Raw genomic sequence first — 14,984 nt, forward strand, 5'->3', positions numbered from 1 at the left:
CTTCAGATCTCGTCGATGAAGAGGTCGAGCACCTGGCGCAGGCGCTCATGCCGCTCCGTGGCAAAAGCCCGCCCTGCCGCCGTCTGGAAGCCGTCGGCGAGCTTGAACAGTTTCACCTCGAAATGATCGATCGCAAACGCCTTGTCGTCGAGCGGCCGATGTCTGGCGAGCGGATCGGCCGGGTCGTAGAGGCCGGACCCCATCCGCCCGGCGATATAGAAACAGCGCGCCGCGCCCACCATGCCGATCGCATCCAGCCGGTCCGCATCCTGCAATATCCTGGCCTCCAGCGTCTCGGGCACGATGTTGGCCGAAAAGCTGTGCGTCGTCACCGCATGCGCGACGGTCGCGATATCCGTCTTGTCCCAGCCGAGATCGGCAAGGATCATTGACGCCTTCTCCGCCGCCAGCCGCGAGGCCTGCGCCCGCAGCGGCGAGTTCTTCTCCACCGAAACGCAGTCATGCAGCAGCACGGCAGCGGCAAGCACCCGCCCGTCGCCGCCTTCCTTGGCATGGATGCGCATCGCGTTGCGGAACACGCGGAGAATATGGGCGATGTCGTGCGAGCCGTCGTCGCCTTCGGTCGCATACGGGATCAGGGTTTCGGCAAGCGCCTCGAAAGGCGAAAAGGCGGCGGCTAGCGAAGTGGTCACGAAACGGGTTCCTGGGAATCAACGGCGGCCGGTTCACCGCTCTTGTTCACCAGAATGCGCTGGTAGAAAAGCCCGATCCCGATCAGCACCGCACCGAGCCCGATGAACGACAGCGCCCGAAGAATCCCTTCGAGGTTCGACATGTCGACCAAGAACACCTTTACCACGGCGACGAGCACGAGACCAGCGGAGGCAAGCCGCAGGCTCTTGGCGTCGAGCTTGGAGCCGATCGCCAGCAGCGCCACGCCAATCAGCAGCCAGACCACCGAATAGGTATAGGTCTCGGCGGCCATGAACCCCTTCCAGTCGGCGATGTTCTGGCCCTGCCAGAAGCGCCGCACCGAAAGTGTCGCCCACAGGAAGCCGAGCACTGCGCCGGCCAGCGCCAGCATGATCACGTAAGGCATCGGTCGCCGCCCGCGGGCGTAATAGGCGACCAGCGCATAGGCGAGGCCTGGCAGGAGATAACCGAGCAGCAGCAGGTTGAAGAAAGGCCAGGCGCCGGTGTTTTCACCGCTGAAATAGGGGTTGAGGCCAAACACGTGCAGCGACAGCGCATTGGCGGTGGCGAGCACCCCGGCGATCATCGAACCCCAGCGGAAGACAGGGCTTGGGCGTTTGAAATCGAGCGTCATCAAGATCCCTGAGAAACCGACCGTCAGCAGCGTGTAGATCGACTGCTCGCCGAGCGTCGGCACCCGGTCGTCGAGTACGCCGCCGTTCATCGCATGGCGCACCAGAACCGCGACCGTCATCAGCGAGGCGAGCGACGCAAGCGCCTGCATCAGGTTGCGGATGCGGAAATCCGAAGAGTCCTTCAACAGATAGGCGGTCACGATCGCCAGCAGCGTCGGAATGCCGTAGCCCGGCAGAAGCGCGTTGAAGAACGGCGTGGTGCCAAGGCTGTTCTGGCCGATCAGCGTCGGTTCCCAGGCGATCCGGCCGAACACGATCAGGATCGCCGCTGCCATCATCCACGGCAGCGCCGGCCACGGCCGAACCCGCATGCCGAGCACATAGGCAAAACCCAGCACCGACACGAGAATGGTGGTGACGATGCCGTTGGTCAAAGCATGCAGCGCCAAGGTGAAGCCCGCAAACGATCCGGCGACGACCAGGTTGGCCGCCCAGTCGATGCGTCCGTCGCTCGCCTCGTCATGGTCGCGGAACAGCCATTCGGCGCCTGCCAGCAGCACGAGGCCGAGCCCGAGCCCGTAAAGCCCATGGGTCCAGTCGTGCCCGAGATTGCCGAAATTGAGGAAGCTGATGGTCGCCAGCGCCACCGGCACGCCGGACATCAACACGCTCCAGACCATCGAAAATTCCGGTTCGGTCTTGCGGAAGCGCTTCAGGAACGCAAAGCCGAGCAGGGTGAAGACCGCCCCGAGCAGCAGGCTGACGCCGACTTCCGTCGCGTAGGTCACGACCGGCAGCGGTTCGTTGCCGACCGGTTGCGGCACATAGGTATCGAGGAGCAAAAGCGCCACGACGAAGAGGTTCAGCACCGCCCCGCCGGCGGCGATCATCGCCGGCCAAACCGTATAGGCGCGGCTGGCGCCGAGTGCTGCGAGTGCCGCGATCACGGCAGCGGAGGCGAAATACGGAGCGATGCCGGTGACCGAATCCGCCACCAGCATGGCGAGCGCCGGCAGAACCGACATGATCGCGACCGAGAGCGTGATGGTCAGCGGCTGGCGGCCCAGCAGCCCGCTCCAGCCGCTCTTTGCCACGCGGTCGGCGCCATAGACGGCACCTGGCCAGAAGAAGCCGGTGCCGGCGATCATCACGATCAGCGTCAGCGTCGGGGGCATCGGGTCGAAATCATTAGCGCCGAACGTGTAGGCGATAGCCCACAGCCCGATGCCGATATTGGCGAGCATTGGCACGATGGTCCAGCGACGGAAGCGCGAGGCCGCGTTGACCGCGACCCAGGTGAGACCGAGGAAGATGAACAACGCGTTGGCGTTTGGTTGTTCGCTGGCGACGAGGGCCGGCGTCAGCAGCGAAGCGAGCAGGCCGAGCCCGGCGAGCGCCTGTCCGTGCAACAGCGACAGCCCGATGGTTGCGAAGGAGACGAGCGCGAGCAGGATGAAGGCCGGCGTCGCACCGATGAATTCGTAGACGCCGTAGGCCGCATAGATCGCGCCCAGCAGCGTCACTGCACCCGCCGCCGTCAGCGCGCCGGGGATCATTGCATTGCCGAACCGGTCGGATACCTGCGGCATCGCCCGGCGCCGGACGATCTCGCCGCCGGCCATCAGCACGAGGCCGAACAGGCAGGCAAGCACGAGGCGCGCGCCCGGTCCGAGCAGCCCGGCCTCGATCGAAGCGCGCACCAGAAAGATACCGCCGAAGGCAAGCGCTACGCCGCCGACCCAGACCGGCCAGCGGGCGCCGAGATAGCTTTCGAGGTTTTCGCGGTTTTTCGGTTTTGCGGGCGTTGGTGTCCGTGTCGTCGTCGCGACCGGTGCGGGAGCCTCCTCGCGGGCCGCAACGTCCTCGGCGGCCACGCTTGCCGCAATCGTCTCTTCCGGCACGGCCTCTGCCGCAACCGGTTCTGCCTGGGGGACCGGTTCTGCCCGAACTGCCGGTTCTTCGGTCACCGCTTCGGTGGCGATAACAGCCGCCGCAGCGGGAACCGTCGCCGGGGCAGCCACGGGTGCCGCCGTGGAAACCGGCTGCGTGGAAAGCAGTCCGACCTTGATCGCCTCCAGCTCCTTTTCGAGCGCTGCCACTCGGGTCGATGTCTTGCGATAAAGACCCACCATCAAGATCACCAGCAGCAGGAGGAGGATTTCGATCATCGGCACGCTCGCGGGTGAAGGGTTCAATCAACCGGTTATACAATTACCGGCCGAGGGAAGGGAAGAGCCGTGTTCCACGACCAATCGGGCGCCGGTCGAGTGTCGGTCACGGTCCCGTGCCGCAATGGCCGTGTCCCATCCGCGCCGGTCATCCGGCCTGGAAAACACCCCGCAAGTGCTCGACGACCTCGGCAACGCTCGGCCCCTGGATCGGCGGCTGGAGGAATGCGCATCTCGACCGACCTTCTGCAGACAGTTCCCCCAAGCGATAGCAATAGTGGCAATCCGCGGTAATGTATCAAAAAGGGTCATTTGACCTTTACATCGAGTGCAAATGAACTAAATTTGCTCTCGACGCAAAGGAGCTTCCATGGAAGTCGCAGCCAGAAAAGAAAAAGCGGAACAGCTGACGGCCGTCGCGCTGAAGGCCTTTGGCAATGTCGTCGCCGAGTGGGGCGTGCCGGTGAACGAGGCGGCGGCCCTTGCGGATATGTCGGAAAGCACGTGGAAACGTGCCCGAAAACCTGGCTATTCGGGAGGCTTGACCAAGGACCAGATGCTGCGCCTCAGCGCCGTCATCGGCATCTACAAGGCCCTGAAACTCTATTTCAACAATCCGATCGCCACGAAGTGGATGACCTTGCCGAACGAGGGGCCGCTGTTTCGCGGCACCCGACCCATCGATACGCTGATCGACGAGGGATTGCCGCAATTCCTCGCGGTGCGCAATTACCTGGATGCCCTGCGGGGCGGTGCGTGATCGTGACCTCGGTCAGCGACCGGGCGCTGGTGCGGCTGATCCCGGCGACCTACCACAAGCCGCCGAGCCTGCGCAGCTTGGTGGATAACGACGAGGAACTGGCGATCCTTGCCGAGATCGAGGGCATGACCAGTGCCCGGCTGACCGCCGAGCGGGGATTGAACCTCTATCTCGACCGCCGCGAGCTCGCCTGGAAACGCCGCAAGCACGACCTGCAGGTCTACGGCAACACCCATATCAACGCCGCCTTCACCTACACACGAAAAGGTGGAAACCGCTTCAACGACGAAAACCGCGGGGCCTGGTACTGCAGCTGGGACACAATGACGTCGATTGCCGAGGTCGCCTTCCACAAGACGCGGGAACTGCGGTTCATCGGCGTCTTTGAGGAAACGGCGCGTTATGTGGAACTGCTGGCGGATTTCATCGGCGAGTATCCGAATATCACCGACGAGAGAAACCACCCGGCGCTCGATCCGGATCCCGCGATCGGCTACCCCCAGGGGCAGGCGCTTGCCGAAAGATTGAGGCGCGACGGGCATGATGGACTGATCTATCCGTCGGTACGGCACGATCAGGGCCGCTGTCTCGTCGCCTTCGAACCGACGGCCATCCGCAACGTACGCCCGGGAGCGTCCTGGGACATCGTCTGGTCGGGCAGTGAGGAATACGACCTCAAGGCGGTGTGACGGTGATCGCCGATTCGATTCTCGTAAAATTTTGGGCATCGGGGCCGGCTTCCTCGTGAAAAGCCGGCCCCGATGCATCCTTTCCTTCAGGTCCGCGACGTCACCGGTTCGTCCGCACCGTGAGGAGCCGGAGGTCCGCTCTCACCGGTGACGTCACGGGTTTCTACCTGAGGGTCTGGAATCTGTTCCGGCTGTCTGTCGCCGGGGAATTTGTCGCCAGGGAACTTGTCAAAAGCGAGCTTGACGTCCCTGGTCAGGTCGCGACCGGTTTCCCACCAGTCGCTGCTCTTCGTCCAGTAGCGCAGCGTCAGCTTGGCGCTGCCGGCATCGAATTCGGCCACGTAGACGGTCGGCGCCGGGTCCTTCAGCACCCGCCTGTCGCCGCTGGCGATCGCCATCAGTTTCGCCTGGGTCCGGCCGATATCGCGATCGGTGCCGATACTGACCGAAATCTCGTTGCGGCGCGTCTTCAGCCGGCTGTAATTGGTGATCGGCACGTTCCACAACGTCGAGTTCGGCGCCAGCCGATAGACGCCGTCGGCGGTCCGTAGTTCGGTCGCAAACAGTCCGACATCGACGATCGTGCCGGTGACGCTGCCGGTCTCGATGCTCTCCCCCACCCGGAACGGCCGCAGGACCAGGAGCATGATGCCCGCCGCGATGTTCTGCAGCGTACCCTGCAGCGCCAGGCCGACCGCAAGGCCGATCGCGCCGAGAGCCGCGAGCACCGATGCCGTCTGCACCCCGAACTGGCCGAGCACCATGACGACGACGAGAACCAGGATCGCATAACGGATGATATTGGAGAAGAATTGCGACAGCGTCGCGTCGATGCCGTGGATGCGCGACAGGCCGCGATGGGCCCAGCGGCTGATCAGGCCGGCGGCCATCCAGCCGAGAATGAGGAGGACGATCGCACCGACGGCGGAGAAGGAATATTGCACCGCCAGCGCGCTCAACTGAGCGAGCGCCGCCCTGGTAGCCACAACAAATTCCGACGCCTGGTCCATCCGGCGGTCTGCTCCTGATTTTAGTTTCGCCGTTAATTGGCGCAGCAGGCCGCGAGGTCAAGATAAAAGTGGAGCTTTTTTGCTCCGAGCTAAACAATTAAGAAAATTCAACTTTCAGGTTCAAGGCGAGGTTTTTAGCGGCAAGATGAAGGAGGCCCGGCCATCAGTCTCGGTACCGCGGCCTATCCCCTTGATGGCAGCGATCAGCCGGCCGTTGCGGCCGAGCAACCGGTCGCCGATCTCGATCAGCCGCGTATTCGGCGTCGCATGCGGCGCGACGCTGCGAAGCCTCGCAGCCAGCGCGAAATCGTCCTCTTCCGGGTACAGCGAGAGCGCGGTGATCACCGCTGCGGCAGGCGAACGGGAGACGCCCATCCAGCAATGGATGACGATCGGCGCCGACTGGTCCCAATCGCGCACGAAGCCGATCAGGCTTTCCACATGCGCCTCGCTCGGGGCGATCAGGCCTCCCGTGCCGGCAAAACCGATATCGTTCATCGCCAGCTTCAAGTGACGCTCGGCTGAAATCACGCCGGGCCGGTGAAAATCCTGGCCCTCGGCGATCAGGCTCACCATTTCGCGCGCCTTGTGCCGGACAGCTGTCTCAGCGATGGAGCCGAGCGGGCAGACGACGATCGTGGTCATGGCGTCTTGCCCACGGCGTTGCGCTCGGCCTCGATCTGATGGAACCGGTCGAGGAAAAGCTGTTGCGCCGTCAGCGCCGGCATCGGTTGGATCGTCAGCATGTCGGGGGTGATGCCACGCGGCTGGCCGAAGAATTTCCGCGCCTCGGTGACCGAGAAGCCGGCAAGTTCCGTGGCCTCGAAAAAGGCAGCGATCGTGTCGGCCTTCTTGATCAGCGCCTTGAGTTCGCGGCTCGGATGCGGCGGCAGGCCGAAACGCAGGTGGATCGCCGCCTCCAGCCGCTGCTCGACCGCCTTGTAGCCGCCGCCGACCACCGATTTGAACGGCGAGATCATGTCGCCGATCACATATTCCGGCGCATCGTGCAGCATCGTCATCTGCAGCGCGTCGGCCGTGCAGGCCTCGTTGCAGCGGCGAAAGATTTCCTCGACGACAAGGCAATGCTGGGCGACGGAAAAGGCATGGTCGCCGCGCGTCTGGCCATTCCAGCGGGCGACGCGGGCAAGCCCATGGGCGATATCGGAGATTTCGATGTCGAGCGGCGAGGGATCGAGCAGGTCGAGCCGGCGTCCCGACAGCATTCGTTGCCAGGCACGTGGTGCCGTCACCACTGGGCTCACGTCTCGGCCTCTTCAGCCTCGGCGGGGAAGGAGAGCCCGCTCCAGGCCGGAAGCGTCAAGCTCACAGTCACATCGCCTGCCGAAAGCGGCACGCCGCGTGCCAGGGCGTCGCCGACGCGGTCGATGCGCACGATCGCCAGCCCCTTGTTTCCGAAAACAGATCCGAGCGCGCCGACCGGCTTGCCGCCGGCTACGATCTCGGTGCCGGAGGCGGGCAGGGCGGCTTCGCCCGAAACGATCACCACCCGCCGCCGCGCCGTGCCGCGATGCTGCATGCGGGAGACGACTTCCTGGCCGACATAGCAGCCCTTGCGGAAGGAAAGTCCGTCCGTCTGGGCGAGCAGCACGTCGTGCGGAAAGGCGTCCTGCAGCGCATAGTCGTGACCGGAGATCGAGATGCCGGCTTCGATTCGCAGCGCGTGATAAGCCTCTTCCGGCCCGTCGTCCAGTTTGCCGGGAGCGCGGGCAAGGGGGATTCCGGCCTTGGCGAAGGCCGCATCCTTCACCGAGCCCTTGCCCGAATCATCACCCCAGAACACGGTGATTCCGTCTTCCGGACCGGCCGTGATATCCACGGCTGCGCGCAGCTTGTACATGGTCAGCCGCCGCATCAGCGCCTCGCGCTGAGCCGTCTCGGTCTCGATGACGAACCCGTCGCCCTCGCGCCAGACCAGGAAATCGAACAGGATCTTGCCCTGCGGCGTCAAGAGCGCACCCGGCCGAGCCTCGCCTTCCGGCAGTGAATCGATGTCGGTGGTGATCAGCCCCTGCAGGAAATCCTGCGCATCCTTGCCGGTGAGGCGGATCAGGCTTCGCGAAGGAAGAAAGGCGGCGGGCATGGCGCAGAAATCCGGTTGTTCTGAGACTGAGAGTTAAGTCTTCGCAGGGACGGCGGCAAGGCATGCCGGGGAGATTGCCAACAAAGTTCGTCGAGGCGAGCCGGCGCGGCAAACTCCCGATGATCTCCCCCCTTGAGGGGGAGATGTCACCGAAGGTGACAGAGGGGGGTAGCAACGGTGCGGTAAATGCAGTGGCGGAGAGTGTGCTGGGAGGGTTACCCCCCCCCCTCTACCCTGCCGGGCATCTCCCCCTCAAGGGGGGAGATCAGCTGGGCGCGCTCCTCTGCACCCATCAACACAGCCGCCACGAGGCAGCTGCAAACACCATCGGAAATATTCCCGCCCGCTCAGTCGCCGCCGGAGAAGAACTTCCATTTGCCGTCCGGGCTGATGCCGGCGCGGAAGAAGTTGTAGTTGCCGTTCTCTTCCATGCCGGCGAGGTCGCCGGCGGTCACGATGCGCAAAAGATCGACCCGTTCGGGCGGCGTCAGCTTCGAAAGCTGCTTGCCGGCGAAATAGGGCCAGACATAGGCTTCTTCCGGCGTGCCGATGTCGAAATGCGCGGCACCGGTGGAAAGGATATCGAGCAGGATGGCGAGGATTTCCTGGCCGTCCGCATCGCCCGAAAAACTCTTCAGCGTTTCGATCGGATCCTCGAATTCGCCGTTCATCACCTGCGTCTGAGTAGCCCCTGTTCCCATCAGGTCGCGCAGGCGGGTGACATCGCCCGAGGCCGCGGCCTCGACGAGCTTTTCACGCATCTGCTTGACCGGCGCCGGCAGCTTTGTCATGTCGCGGATGATTTCCGCCGGCTTGTCGTCGCTCGGCGCGGGCTTGGCGGCGTTCGGGTTTGCCGGGGGAGCGGTCGTCTTGGTGCTGTCGCCGGCCTGTGCCGATCGATTGATTGCGGGTCCCGGCTGCGGCAGAGTCGTGCCTTCGAAAGCCTGAACGATGGCGCGGCTCTGGCCACGCTCCGGTTCTTGTGGCTCGACGCTCGGGCGCAGCTCCGACAGCGCCAGGGCCTGGCCGCCGACCGCCATTGTCATGGCGGCACCAAGCACGATTGCCGCCGAGAGGCGGATGGAGAGTCTGGGCATCGTCGTTTCCGCCGCGTTTCGCACGGGAAACCTCTATCGTTTATTGAACAGTGCGCTCGGGGGAGAATTCGCCGGCGAGCATGCGGCTCTTGAGCGAATCAAGCATGGCTTCGGCGCCCATTTCTCCATGAATGCGGATGGTTTCCCGCATGGCAAGTACCAGAGCTGCGTCGGCAATGATTTCCGGCTCGATACCGTCGGCACGGCCGTCTGCCCATGCCTCGCTCTGATATTCCAAGGCAGCCTGCATCTTCTCATGCACAATCATGTCGTCGATGTCGTTGCGGCCTGTCTGCATTCTGTCGTCCTCGGTGCCCGTTTAATTACTAGCCCGTTAAAAACTTTATCAGCCTTTTATCAAAACGACACGGCCTCCCGCCAAAAGAGGTAAATAATCCTCTAATTTCCGAAGCGCGCCGCGATTTCTGTCGCAAGTGTTGCGCCTTCGATACGATAACGCTCCTCGGCGGTTCTTGCCGCATCCGTGCAGGACGTATGCACGGCTGCAAACGACCGATACCCCCGGTTGAAGGCCGCGGTCAACCTCTCGCGGCGCTTCGGCTCGGTGCCGCTATCGGCATCCAGCAACTGCTGCATTGAGGCCCGCCATTCGGATGTCGACGCGCCGCAGAGCGCGCGCAGATACTGGATGGAGCCGAGCACTTCCGCCAGCCGCGTCAGTTGCCCGTCATAGGGTGCCGGCTTTTCCTCGGCCGCCGGAGGAGGCGGTAGCGGTGCGGACGGCTGCTGTTTCGCCGACTGGGCGGCAAGCGGGGTCGCCGCAAGGATTGCCAGCAGGGTCAGGCAGCCAAGTCGCTGAATGAGCTTCATGAACGGGTCCCGATGCGGCGCGATTGCGCCGGTCTTAGCGAGCCTTCTTAGCGGGCATTGATCTCCGCCGCCAGCCTCTCGGCGCATTCGAGCACGCTCGCCGGCACCGGCAGGCCGCGGATCTCTTCAAGCGTATACCAGCCGGCATCGGCCGCATCGTCGGCGGCGATCGCCTGGCTATCGGGGTCGGCCTCCACGCGAAAGACTGACAGAAAGAAATGCTGCCCACCTTGCTTCTCGCTCTTCAGGTCGTAGGTGGCGAAGAGGACGGGATTGCGCACCGCAATGCCGGTCTCCTCCAAAAATTCCCGTACCGCCGTCTGCTCCGGCGTCTCGCCGGGCTCGGCCCGGCCGCCCGGAAACGCGAACAGATCCATCGACGGCGGGTTCATACGCCGAATCAGCAGAAACCGGCCGTCGCGTTCGAGAATGGCGGAGGACGCGGCCTGGGGGGATTGAGGCATATTACGGTCTTTGCGTCTTGTCTTATTAGGCGGCACTCAATGTCGGAATCTTGCTGACGTCCACCTCGCGTTCCGCATGCCAGGCGTCATAGGCGGCCTGCATGCGCAGCCAGATCGCGGCACCGTCGCCGAACATCTTGCCGAGTCGGGCCGCGACATTTGGGGAGATGGGCTTGCGCTCGCGCAGGATGTCATAGAGCTGCTGGCGGGAAATGCCTAAAAGCTCAGCGATCTCGACCTTCGTCTTGCCGGTCGCCGGGATGATTTCCTCAAGCAGTGCGCCGGGATGGGACGGGCAACGCTGGATCGGCCTTTTTATTTCATATTCCGCCATCGATCTCGTCCCTAAACCGCCGCCTCAATGATATTGCTCGAAGTCGACACGGGCGGCGTCCTTGCCGTCGAATTCGAATGTGATGCACCACGGCCCGTTGACGTGAACGGTATAGCGGGTCGGATCAAGGCCATGCAGGGCATGAAAATCAAACCCCGGGAGGTTCATGTCCTCCGGGCGCTCGGCCGCTTCAAGACGGTCCAGCCGCACAAGGATGCGCTTGTGCATCTTCGCGTCGATTTTGCTCGTCTTGCCGCTCTGGAATAGGGCAGCCAGCGCCTTGTTCCTGAAGGAATTGATCATGCAGCATGTAAGTATATTGCTTACACGAGGTCAAGGCCGTAAGCAAATAATTTACATGTGGCCGTGCATGCCCGCGTTATGATGGGATCGCGCAGATTTCGGTTTCCATCGTTTCGATCATATGAAAACGTGCCCCAGATGCCATCTCCTTCAAGCCCACGTCTCCCATGAAAACTTACATCCTCTACTCCATCGCCGCGCTTGCCGAGATTGCCGGTTGTTTCGCCTTCTGGGCGTGGTTCAGGCTGGAAAAGCCGGTCTGGTGGCTGGTGCCGGGCGTTGTGTCGCTCATCGTCTTTGCCTGGCTGCTGGCGCTGGTGCCGAGCGAGGCGGCGGGGCGGACCTATGCGGCTTATGGCGCCATCTATATCCTCGCCTCGATCCTCTGGCTCTGGGCTATCGAGGCCCGGGTGCCGGACCGATGGGATGTTCTCGGCGTCATGGTGTGCCTCGTCGGCGGCGCGATCATCCTCTTCGGCCCCAGAAGTGCATGACGTCAGCGCCTGAGCATCAGCGCTTGACCCTTCCAAGGCCCGATGCCACATAGTCTGCATGTGCGGACGCTACGCCCTGACGGCGACTCCCAAGGATATTTCGGAATTCTTCAGCCTGGCGGATATCGACGATTTCCCGGCCCGCTACAATATCGCCCCGACCCAGCCGATCCTCGTCGTCATGTCATCGGAAAAGCGTGAGCCGGGCAGCAACCTGCCGGAGCGCCGCGCCTTCCTCGCCCGCTGGGGCCTGATCCCCGGCTGGGTGAAGGACATGAAGGAGTTTCCGCTGCTGATCAACGCGCGCTCCGAGACGGCGATCGGCAAGGCCTCCTTCCGCGCCGCCATGCGCCATCGCCGCATCCTGATCCCTGCCACCGGCTTTTACGAATGGCGCCGGCCGCCGAAGGAAAGCGGCGTCAAGCCGCAGGCCTATTGGATCCGCCCGAAGCGCGGCGGCGTCATCGCCTTTGCCGGTCTGATGGAGACCTGGTCTTCTGCCGATGGTTCCGAGGTGGATACCGCCGCGATCATGACGACGGCCGCGAATGGCGGCATTCGCCATATCCACGACCGCATGCCCGTCGTCATCGAGCCGGAGGACTTTTCCCGCTGGCTCGACTGCAAGACCCAGGAACCGCGCGAAGTGGCCGACTTGATGCGGCCGGTGCAGGAAGATTTCTTCGAGGCGCTGCCGGTTTCCGATCTCGTCAACAAGGTCGCCAACATGGGGCCGGACCTGCAGAAACCGGTTGCGGTCGCCCAGCCGGAAGAGGAACCGCCGAAAAAGCCGAAACCCGACTCGACCCAGATGTCGCTTTTCTGACCCCTCGGCTCTCTTCCTTCACACGGACAATTTCATGAACCTGTTTTCCGCCGGCCTTTCCGGCCTCGCACTCGGTGCTTCGCTAATCATCGCCATCGGCGCCCAGAACGCCTTCATCCTGCGCCAGGGGCTGATCCGCTCCCATGTCTTCATCCTCTGCCTGATCTGCGCGCTGTCGGATGCGACGCTGATCGCCGCCGGCGTCGGTGGGCTCGGCACCGTCGTTTCTCGGTCGCCGATGCTGATCTCGGTCGTAACGCTGGGCGGGGCAGTGTTTCTCGGAACCTACGCCTTCATGGCCTTCCGCCGGGCAGTGAAGCCGGCCGCGATGGTGGCAGGCGCGCCGGAGCCGATGGGGCTGAAGGCGGCGGTCTTGACCTGCCTGGCCTTCACCTTCCTCAACCCGCATGTCTATCTGGATACGGTGGTGCTGCTTGGCAGCCTGTCTGCGGCCTTCGAAGGAGCGGAACGGGTGGCCTATGGCGCCGGTGCGGCGATTGCCTCGTTCGTCTGGTTCTTCGGGCTCGGTTACGGCGCGCGTTTCCTGGCGCCGTTGTTTGCCAGACCCGCCGCCTGGCGGGTTCTGGACGTCATCATCGGCGTCGTCATGGGCCTTCTCGCGCTGGGGCTCCTGTGGAGTTTTATCAGCGGCGAATGAAGCCGATCAGCCGACTGATCAGCCAGCTGGGGTAAGCTTCGGCTTGCGGTTCAGCATCAGGGCTGCGGCAACCACGGCCTTCAGGCCGAGCGGTCGGTAGGGCGTGGTCATTTCCGGTTTTGATTCGATTTTCTTCTCGGTGCTCATGGCTGTCTCCTCAACACGCGAATCTCTTGTTTGCATTTTGCGATCGCGGCTTTTCCCATAAAAGCGGGCGGAATCGTGGCCGGCAAGCTGGCACTGCCGCCCGGTATTCGTAGAACTGTCATCTTGTGGGAAACTGTTGCGCGGAAGTTGCAGCTTACCGAGTTCGAGCAGACTCAGACATGCGTACTGTCATCCTCGATTGTAATCGTGCCGTAGCGACGGTGCCAGGCGCGGGCGCTGAACGGCAGGACGAGGAGATAGGCAACGACGGTGGTCGACAGCACTTGCCAGGTATAGCTCATCAGCAGCGCTACATAGAGCACCACGGCAAGCATGATCGGCAGCATCAGGTCGCGGCGGATGCGGCTCGACTTGCCGGACCAGACCGGCAGGCGGGAGACGAGCAAGTAGCCGATCAGCACCGTATAGGCAACGCTTGCATAAACGAAGATCGGTGTCGCCTCGAGGCCGAGGAAGCCGAGATAGACCGGCAGCAATACCAGCATGGCGCCCATCGGAGCTGGCACGCCGACGAAGAATTCCGATTGCCAGTCCGCCTTGATGTTGCGGTCTTCCATGACGTTGAACCGGGCAAGGCGCAGGCCGGCGGCGATCGCATAGAGCAGGGCGGCGATCCAGCCGATCGAATGCGCCTGGTCGAGCAGGAAGGCGTAGGAGACCAGCGCCGGCGCGACGCCGAAATTGATGATGTCGGCAAGCGAATCCATCTGCACGCCGAATTTCGACGTGGCTTTCAGGAGCCGTGCCACGCGCCCGTCGATGCCATCCAGGAAGGCGGCCAGCAGCACCATGGCGACCGCCAGCTCGTAGCGCCCCTCGAAGGCGAGCCTGATGCCCGTCAGGCCGGCGCAGATGGCAAGCACCGTGATCAGGTTCGGCACCAGCAGCCGGAGCGGAATTTCGCGCAGGCGCGGCCCGCGGGCCTCTTCGTTCGGGCTGTTGTGTTCCGCGTGCGAATGAGGGGGCGAGGGCGGCGAGGCGGGCGTCTCCATCAGGCTCTAGCTCCCTTTACGTGCGGCGGCTGATGATCGGGCCCTTGGCGGAGCCGAATTCCGCAAGCACGGTTTCGCCGCCGATGGCGCGCTGGCCGACCGACACGCGCGGCTGGCCGCCGGCCGGCACGAACACGTCGAGCCGCGAGCCGAAGCGGATCAGGCCGAACCGTTCGCCGGCATTGACCGGTTCGGTCGGCTTCACCCAGCAGACGATGCGCCGTGCCACCAGGCCGGCGATCTGCACCACGCCGACCTTGCCGTGGCGGGTGTCGATCACCAGGCCGTTACGCTCGTTGTCGTCGCTCGCCTTGTCCAGTTCGGCATTGACGAACTGGCCGGGGCGATACTCGATGCGGGACACCTGGCCGCGCACCGGCGAGCGGTTGATATGGCAATCGAACACGTTCATGAACACCGAGATGCGCAGCATCGGCTCGGAGCCCAGCTGCAGCTCGGTGGGCGGCACGACCATGGCGACATGGCTGACGCGTCCGTCGGCGGGGCTGAGGATCAGGTCGTCATCCTGGGGCACGGCCCGTTCCGGATCGCGGAAGAAATAGGCGCACCACAAAGTCAGCACCAGGCCGACCCAGAACAGCGGCTCGGCGATATAACCGAGGATCAACGAGGCGATGAAGAAGGCGGCGACGAAGATGTAACCTTCCTTATGGATCGGCACGAGCGTGTTGCGGATGGTGTCGAAGAGGTTGATCAACGTTTTCTCCCGTATGGTCAGGGTCACCTGACTACAGCGAAACCGTTTTTGCGGCAATGCGGTTCCAAGACCCAACTGA

The 14,984-nt window shown here is 63.5% G+C and carries 20 protein-coding genes; 5 read left to right on the forward strand and 15 right to left on the reverse strand.

What is annotated here, in order from left to right; genetic code table 11:
• Positions 1–2: 2 nt before the first annotated feature.
• Both ACZ9IU_RS07275 and ACZ9IU_RS07280 read right to left on the reverse strand, forming a co-directional pair.
• Positions 3–653, reverse strand: coding sequence for an HD domain-containing protein (locus ACZ9IU_RS07275; RefSeq protein WP_038541516.1), 651 nt, complete (start codon positions 651–653; stop codon positions 3–5).
• On the reverse strand, positions 650–3,457 hold the full coding sequence (locus tag ACZ9IU_RS07280; RefSeq protein WP_157885093.1) for a DUF2339 domain-containing protein: 2,808 nt from the start codon (positions 3,455–3,457) through the stop codon (positions 650–652). The genes ACZ9IU_RS07275 and ACZ9IU_RS07280 overlap by 4 nt, the downstream gene beginning before the upstream one ends.
• Positions 3,458–3,827: 370 nt before the next feature.
• On the opposite strand from ACZ9IU_RS07280, the gene ACZ9IU_RS07285 reads away from it, so the two are divergent.
• Both ACZ9IU_RS07285 and ACZ9IU_RS07290 read left to right on the forward strand, forming a co-directional pair.
• Positions 3,828–4,217, forward strand: a complete 390-nt coding sequence (locus ACZ9IU_RS07285) for an MbcA/ParS/Xre antitoxin family protein (RefSeq protein WP_038541519.1) — start codon at positions 3,828–3,830, stop codon at positions 4,215–4,217.
• The gene (locus ACZ9IU_RS07290) at positions 4,214–4,906 is read left to right on the forward strand and encodes an RES family NAD+ phosphorylase (protein WP_038541520.1); all 693 of its coding nucleotides are present in this window, start codon (positions 4,214–4,216) and stop codon (positions 4,904–4,906) included. The genes ACZ9IU_RS07285 and ACZ9IU_RS07290 overlap by 4 nt, the downstream gene beginning before the upstream one ends.
• An 86-nt stretch (positions 4,907–4,992) precedes the next feature.
• Here the strand turns inward: ACZ9IU_RS07290 and ACZ9IU_RS07295 are convergent, their stop codons facing one another.
• From ACZ9IU_RS07295 to ACZ9IU_RS07340, 10 genes are all read right to left on the reverse strand, one after another.
• On the reverse strand, positions 4,993–5,916 hold the full coding sequence (locus ACZ9IU_RS07295; RefSeq protein WP_038541525.1) for a mechanosensitive ion channel family protein: 924 nt from the start codon (positions 5,914–5,916) through the stop codon (positions 4,993–4,995).
• Between the two features lie 120 nt (positions 5,917–6,036).
• Positions 6,037–6,561 carry a tyrosine phosphatase family protein gene (locus tag ACZ9IU_RS07300; RefSeq protein WP_038541528.1) on the reverse strand — a complete coding sequence of 175 codons (525 nt, stop codon included), beginning with the start codon at positions 6,559–6,561 and terminating at the stop codon, positions 6,037–6,039.
• Positions 6,558–7,142, reverse strand: coding sequence for a YfbR-like 5'-deoxynucleotidase (locus ACZ9IU_RS07305; protein ID WP_038541531.1), 585 nt, complete (start codon positions 7,140–7,142; stop codon positions 6,558–6,560). Before ACZ9IU_RS07305 ends, ACZ9IU_RS07300 begins: the two co-directional genes overlap by 4 nt.
• A gap of 35 nt (positions 7,143–7,177) precedes the next feature.
• Complete coding sequence (gene ygfZ / locus ACZ9IU_RS07310) at positions 7,178–8,020, reverse strand: CAF17-like 4Fe-4S cluster assembly/insertion protein YgfZ (RefSeq protein WP_038541534.1); 843 nt, start codon at positions 8,018–8,020, stop codon at positions 7,178–7,180.
• Positions 8,021–8,367: 347 nt separating this feature from the next.
• Entirely contained in the window at positions 8,368–9,117 is a 750-nt protein-coding gene (locus ACZ9IU_RS07315) for a hypothetical protein (protein ID WP_038541539.1), read from the reverse strand.
• A 40-nt stretch (positions 9,118–9,157) separates the two neighbouring features.
• Positions 9,158–9,415 (reverse strand): hypothetical protein, encoded by a 258-nt coding sequence (locus ACZ9IU_RS07320; RefSeq protein WP_007752665.1) that lies wholly within the window; start codon positions 9,413–9,415, stop codon positions 9,158–9,160.
• A 101-nt stretch (positions 9,416–9,516) separates the two neighbouring features.
• Positions 9,517–9,948 carry a TIGR02301 family protein gene (locus ACZ9IU_RS07325; protein WP_038541544.1) on the reverse strand — a complete coding sequence of 144 codons (432 nt, stop codon included), beginning with the start codon at positions 9,946–9,948 and terminating at the stop codon, positions 9,517–9,519.
• 47 nt (positions 9,949–9,995) lie between these two features.
• Positions 9,996–10,412: an NUDIX hydrolase gene (locus ACZ9IU_RS07330; RefSeq protein WP_038541546.1), complete on the reverse strand. Its 417-nt coding sequence runs from the start codon at positions 10,410–10,412 to the stop codon at positions 9,996–9,998.
• 25 nt (positions 10,413–10,437) lie between these two features.
• Complete coding sequence (locus ACZ9IU_RS07335; protein WP_038541550.1) at positions 10,438–10,746, reverse strand: HigA family addiction module antitoxin; 309 nt, start codon at positions 10,744–10,746, stop codon at positions 10,438–10,440.
• 24 nt (positions 10,747–10,770) lie between these two features.
• A complete protein-coding gene (locus ACZ9IU_RS07340) occupies positions 10,771–11,049 on the reverse strand; it encodes a type II toxin-antitoxin system RelE/ParE family toxin (protein WP_038541554.1) in 279 nt (92 codons plus the stop codon).
• Between the two features lie 167 nt (positions 11,050–11,216).
• Here ACZ9IU_RS07340 and ACZ9IU_RS07345 point away from each other — a divergent pair, with 167 nt between their 5' ends.
• The 3 genes from ACZ9IU_RS07345 to ACZ9IU_RS07355 are packed head-to-tail and all read left to right on the forward strand — an operon-like array spanning position 11,217 to position 13,027.
• On the forward strand, positions 11,217–11,543 hold the full coding sequence (locus ACZ9IU_RS07345) for a YnfA family protein (protein WP_038541558.1): 327 nt from the start codon (positions 11,217–11,219) through the stop codon (positions 11,541–11,543).
• 58 nt (positions 11,544–11,601) lie between these two features.
• Positions 11,602–12,369, forward strand: coding sequence for an SOS response-associated peptidase (locus tag ACZ9IU_RS07350; protein WP_038541561.1), 768 nt, complete (start codon positions 11,602–11,604; stop codon positions 12,367–12,369).
• A gap of 40 nt (positions 12,370–12,409) precedes the next feature.
• Positions 12,410–13,027, forward strand: a complete 618-nt coding sequence (locus ACZ9IU_RS07355; protein WP_173426769.1) for a LysE/ArgO family amino acid transporter — start codon at positions 12,410–12,412, stop codon at positions 13,025–13,027.
• Positions 13,028–13,045: 18 nt separating this feature from the next.
• Here the strand turns inward: ACZ9IU_RS07355 and ACZ9IU_RS07360 are convergent, their stop codons facing one another.
• From ACZ9IU_RS07360 to ACZ9IU_RS07370, 3 genes are all read right to left on the reverse strand, one after another.
• Positions 13,046–13,174 (reverse strand): hypothetical protein, encoded by a 129-nt coding sequence (locus tag ACZ9IU_RS07360; protein WP_255759033.1) that lies wholly within the window; start codon positions 13,172–13,174, stop codon positions 13,046–13,048.
• A gap of 173 nt (positions 13,175–13,347) precedes the next feature.
• Positions 13,348–14,187 carry a CDP-diacylglycerol--serine O-phosphatidyltransferase gene (gene pssA / locus ACZ9IU_RS07365; RefSeq protein WP_038541566.1) on the reverse strand — a complete coding sequence of 280 codons (840 nt, stop codon included), beginning with the start codon at positions 14,185–14,187 and terminating at the stop codon, positions 13,348–13,350.
• A 16-nt stretch (positions 14,188–14,203) separates the two neighbouring features.
• Positions 14,204–14,902, reverse strand: a complete 699-nt coding sequence (locus ACZ9IU_RS07370) for a phosphatidylserine decarboxylase (RefSeq protein ID WP_038548987.1) — start codon at positions 14,900–14,902, stop codon at positions 14,204–14,206.
• Positions 14,903–14,984 lie beyond the last annotated feature (82 nt).

The sequence above is a fragment of the Mesorhizobium sp. USDA 4132 genome (assembly GCF_056279545.1).

What these genes read in the sequence shown, in the direction of transcription:
- ACZ9IU_RS07280 (WP_157885093.1), bottom strand. Translation starts at nt 3,457, where the DNA reads ATGATCGAAATCCTCCTCCTGCTGCTGGTGATCTTGATGGTGGGTCTT.
- ACZ9IU_RS07285 (WP_038541519.1), top strand. Translation starts at nt 3,828, where the DNA reads ATGGAAGTCGCAGCCAGAAAAGAAAAAGCGGAACAGCTGACGGCCGTC.
- ACZ9IU_RS07295 (WP_038541525.1), bottom strand. Translation starts at nt 5,916, where the DNA reads ATGGACCAGGCGTCGGAATTTGTTGTGGCTACCAGGGCGGCGCTCGCT.
- ACZ9IU_RS07300 (WP_038541528.1), bottom strand. Translation starts at nt 6,561, where the DNA reads ATGACCACGATCGTCGTCTGCCCGCTCGGCTCCATCGCTGAGACAGCT.
- ACZ9IU_RS07305 (WP_038541531.1), bottom strand. Translation starts at nt 7,142, where the DNA reads ATGCTGTCGGGACGCCGGCTCGACCTGCTCGATCCCTCGCCGCTCGAC.
- ygfZ (WP_038541534.1), bottom strand. Translation starts at nt 8,020, where the DNA reads ATGCCCGCCGCCTTTCTTCCTTCGCGAAGCCTGATCCGCCTCACCGGC.
- ACZ9IU_RS07315 (WP_038541539.1), bottom strand. Translation starts at nt 9,117, where the DNA reads ATGCCCAGACTCTCCATCCGCCTCTCGGCGGCAATCGTGCTTGGTGCC.
- ACZ9IU_RS07320 (WP_007752665.1), bottom strand. Translation starts at nt 9,415, where the DNA reads ATGCAGACAGGCCGCAACGACATCGACGACATGATTGTGCATGAGAAG.
- ACZ9IU_RS07325 (WP_038541544.1), bottom strand. Translation starts at nt 9,948, where the DNA reads ATGAAGCTCATTCAGCGACTTGGCTGCCTGACCCTGCTGGCAATCCTT.
- ACZ9IU_RS07330 (WP_038541546.1), bottom strand. Translation starts at nt 10,412, where the DNA reads ATGCCTCAATCCCCCCAGGCCGCGTCCTCCGCCATTCTCGAACGCGAC.
- ACZ9IU_RS07335 (WP_038541550.1), bottom strand. Translation starts at nt 10,746, where the DNA reads ATGGCGGAATATGAAATAAAAAGGCCGATCCAGCGTTGCCCGTCCCAT.
- ACZ9IU_RS07340 (WP_038541554.1), bottom strand. Translation starts at nt 11,049, where the DNA reads ATGATCAATTCCTTCAGGAACAAGGCGCTGGCTGCCCTATTCCAGAGC.
- ACZ9IU_RS07345 (WP_038541558.1), top strand. Translation starts at nt 11,217, where the DNA reads ATGAAAACTTACATCCTCTACTCCATCGCCGCGCTTGCCGAGATTGCC.
- ACZ9IU_RS07350 (WP_038541561.1), top strand. Translation starts at nt 11,602, where the DNA reads ATGTGCGGACGCTACGCCCTGACGGCGACTCCCAAGGATATTTCGGAA.
- ACZ9IU_RS07360 (WP_255759033.1), bottom strand. Translation starts at nt 13,174, where the DNA reads ATGAGCACCGAGAAGAAAATCGAATCAAAACCGGAAATGACCACGCCC.
- pssA (WP_038541566.1), bottom strand. Translation starts at nt 14,187, where the DNA reads ATGGAGACGCCCGCCTCGCCGCCCTCGCCCCCTCATTCGCACGCGGAA.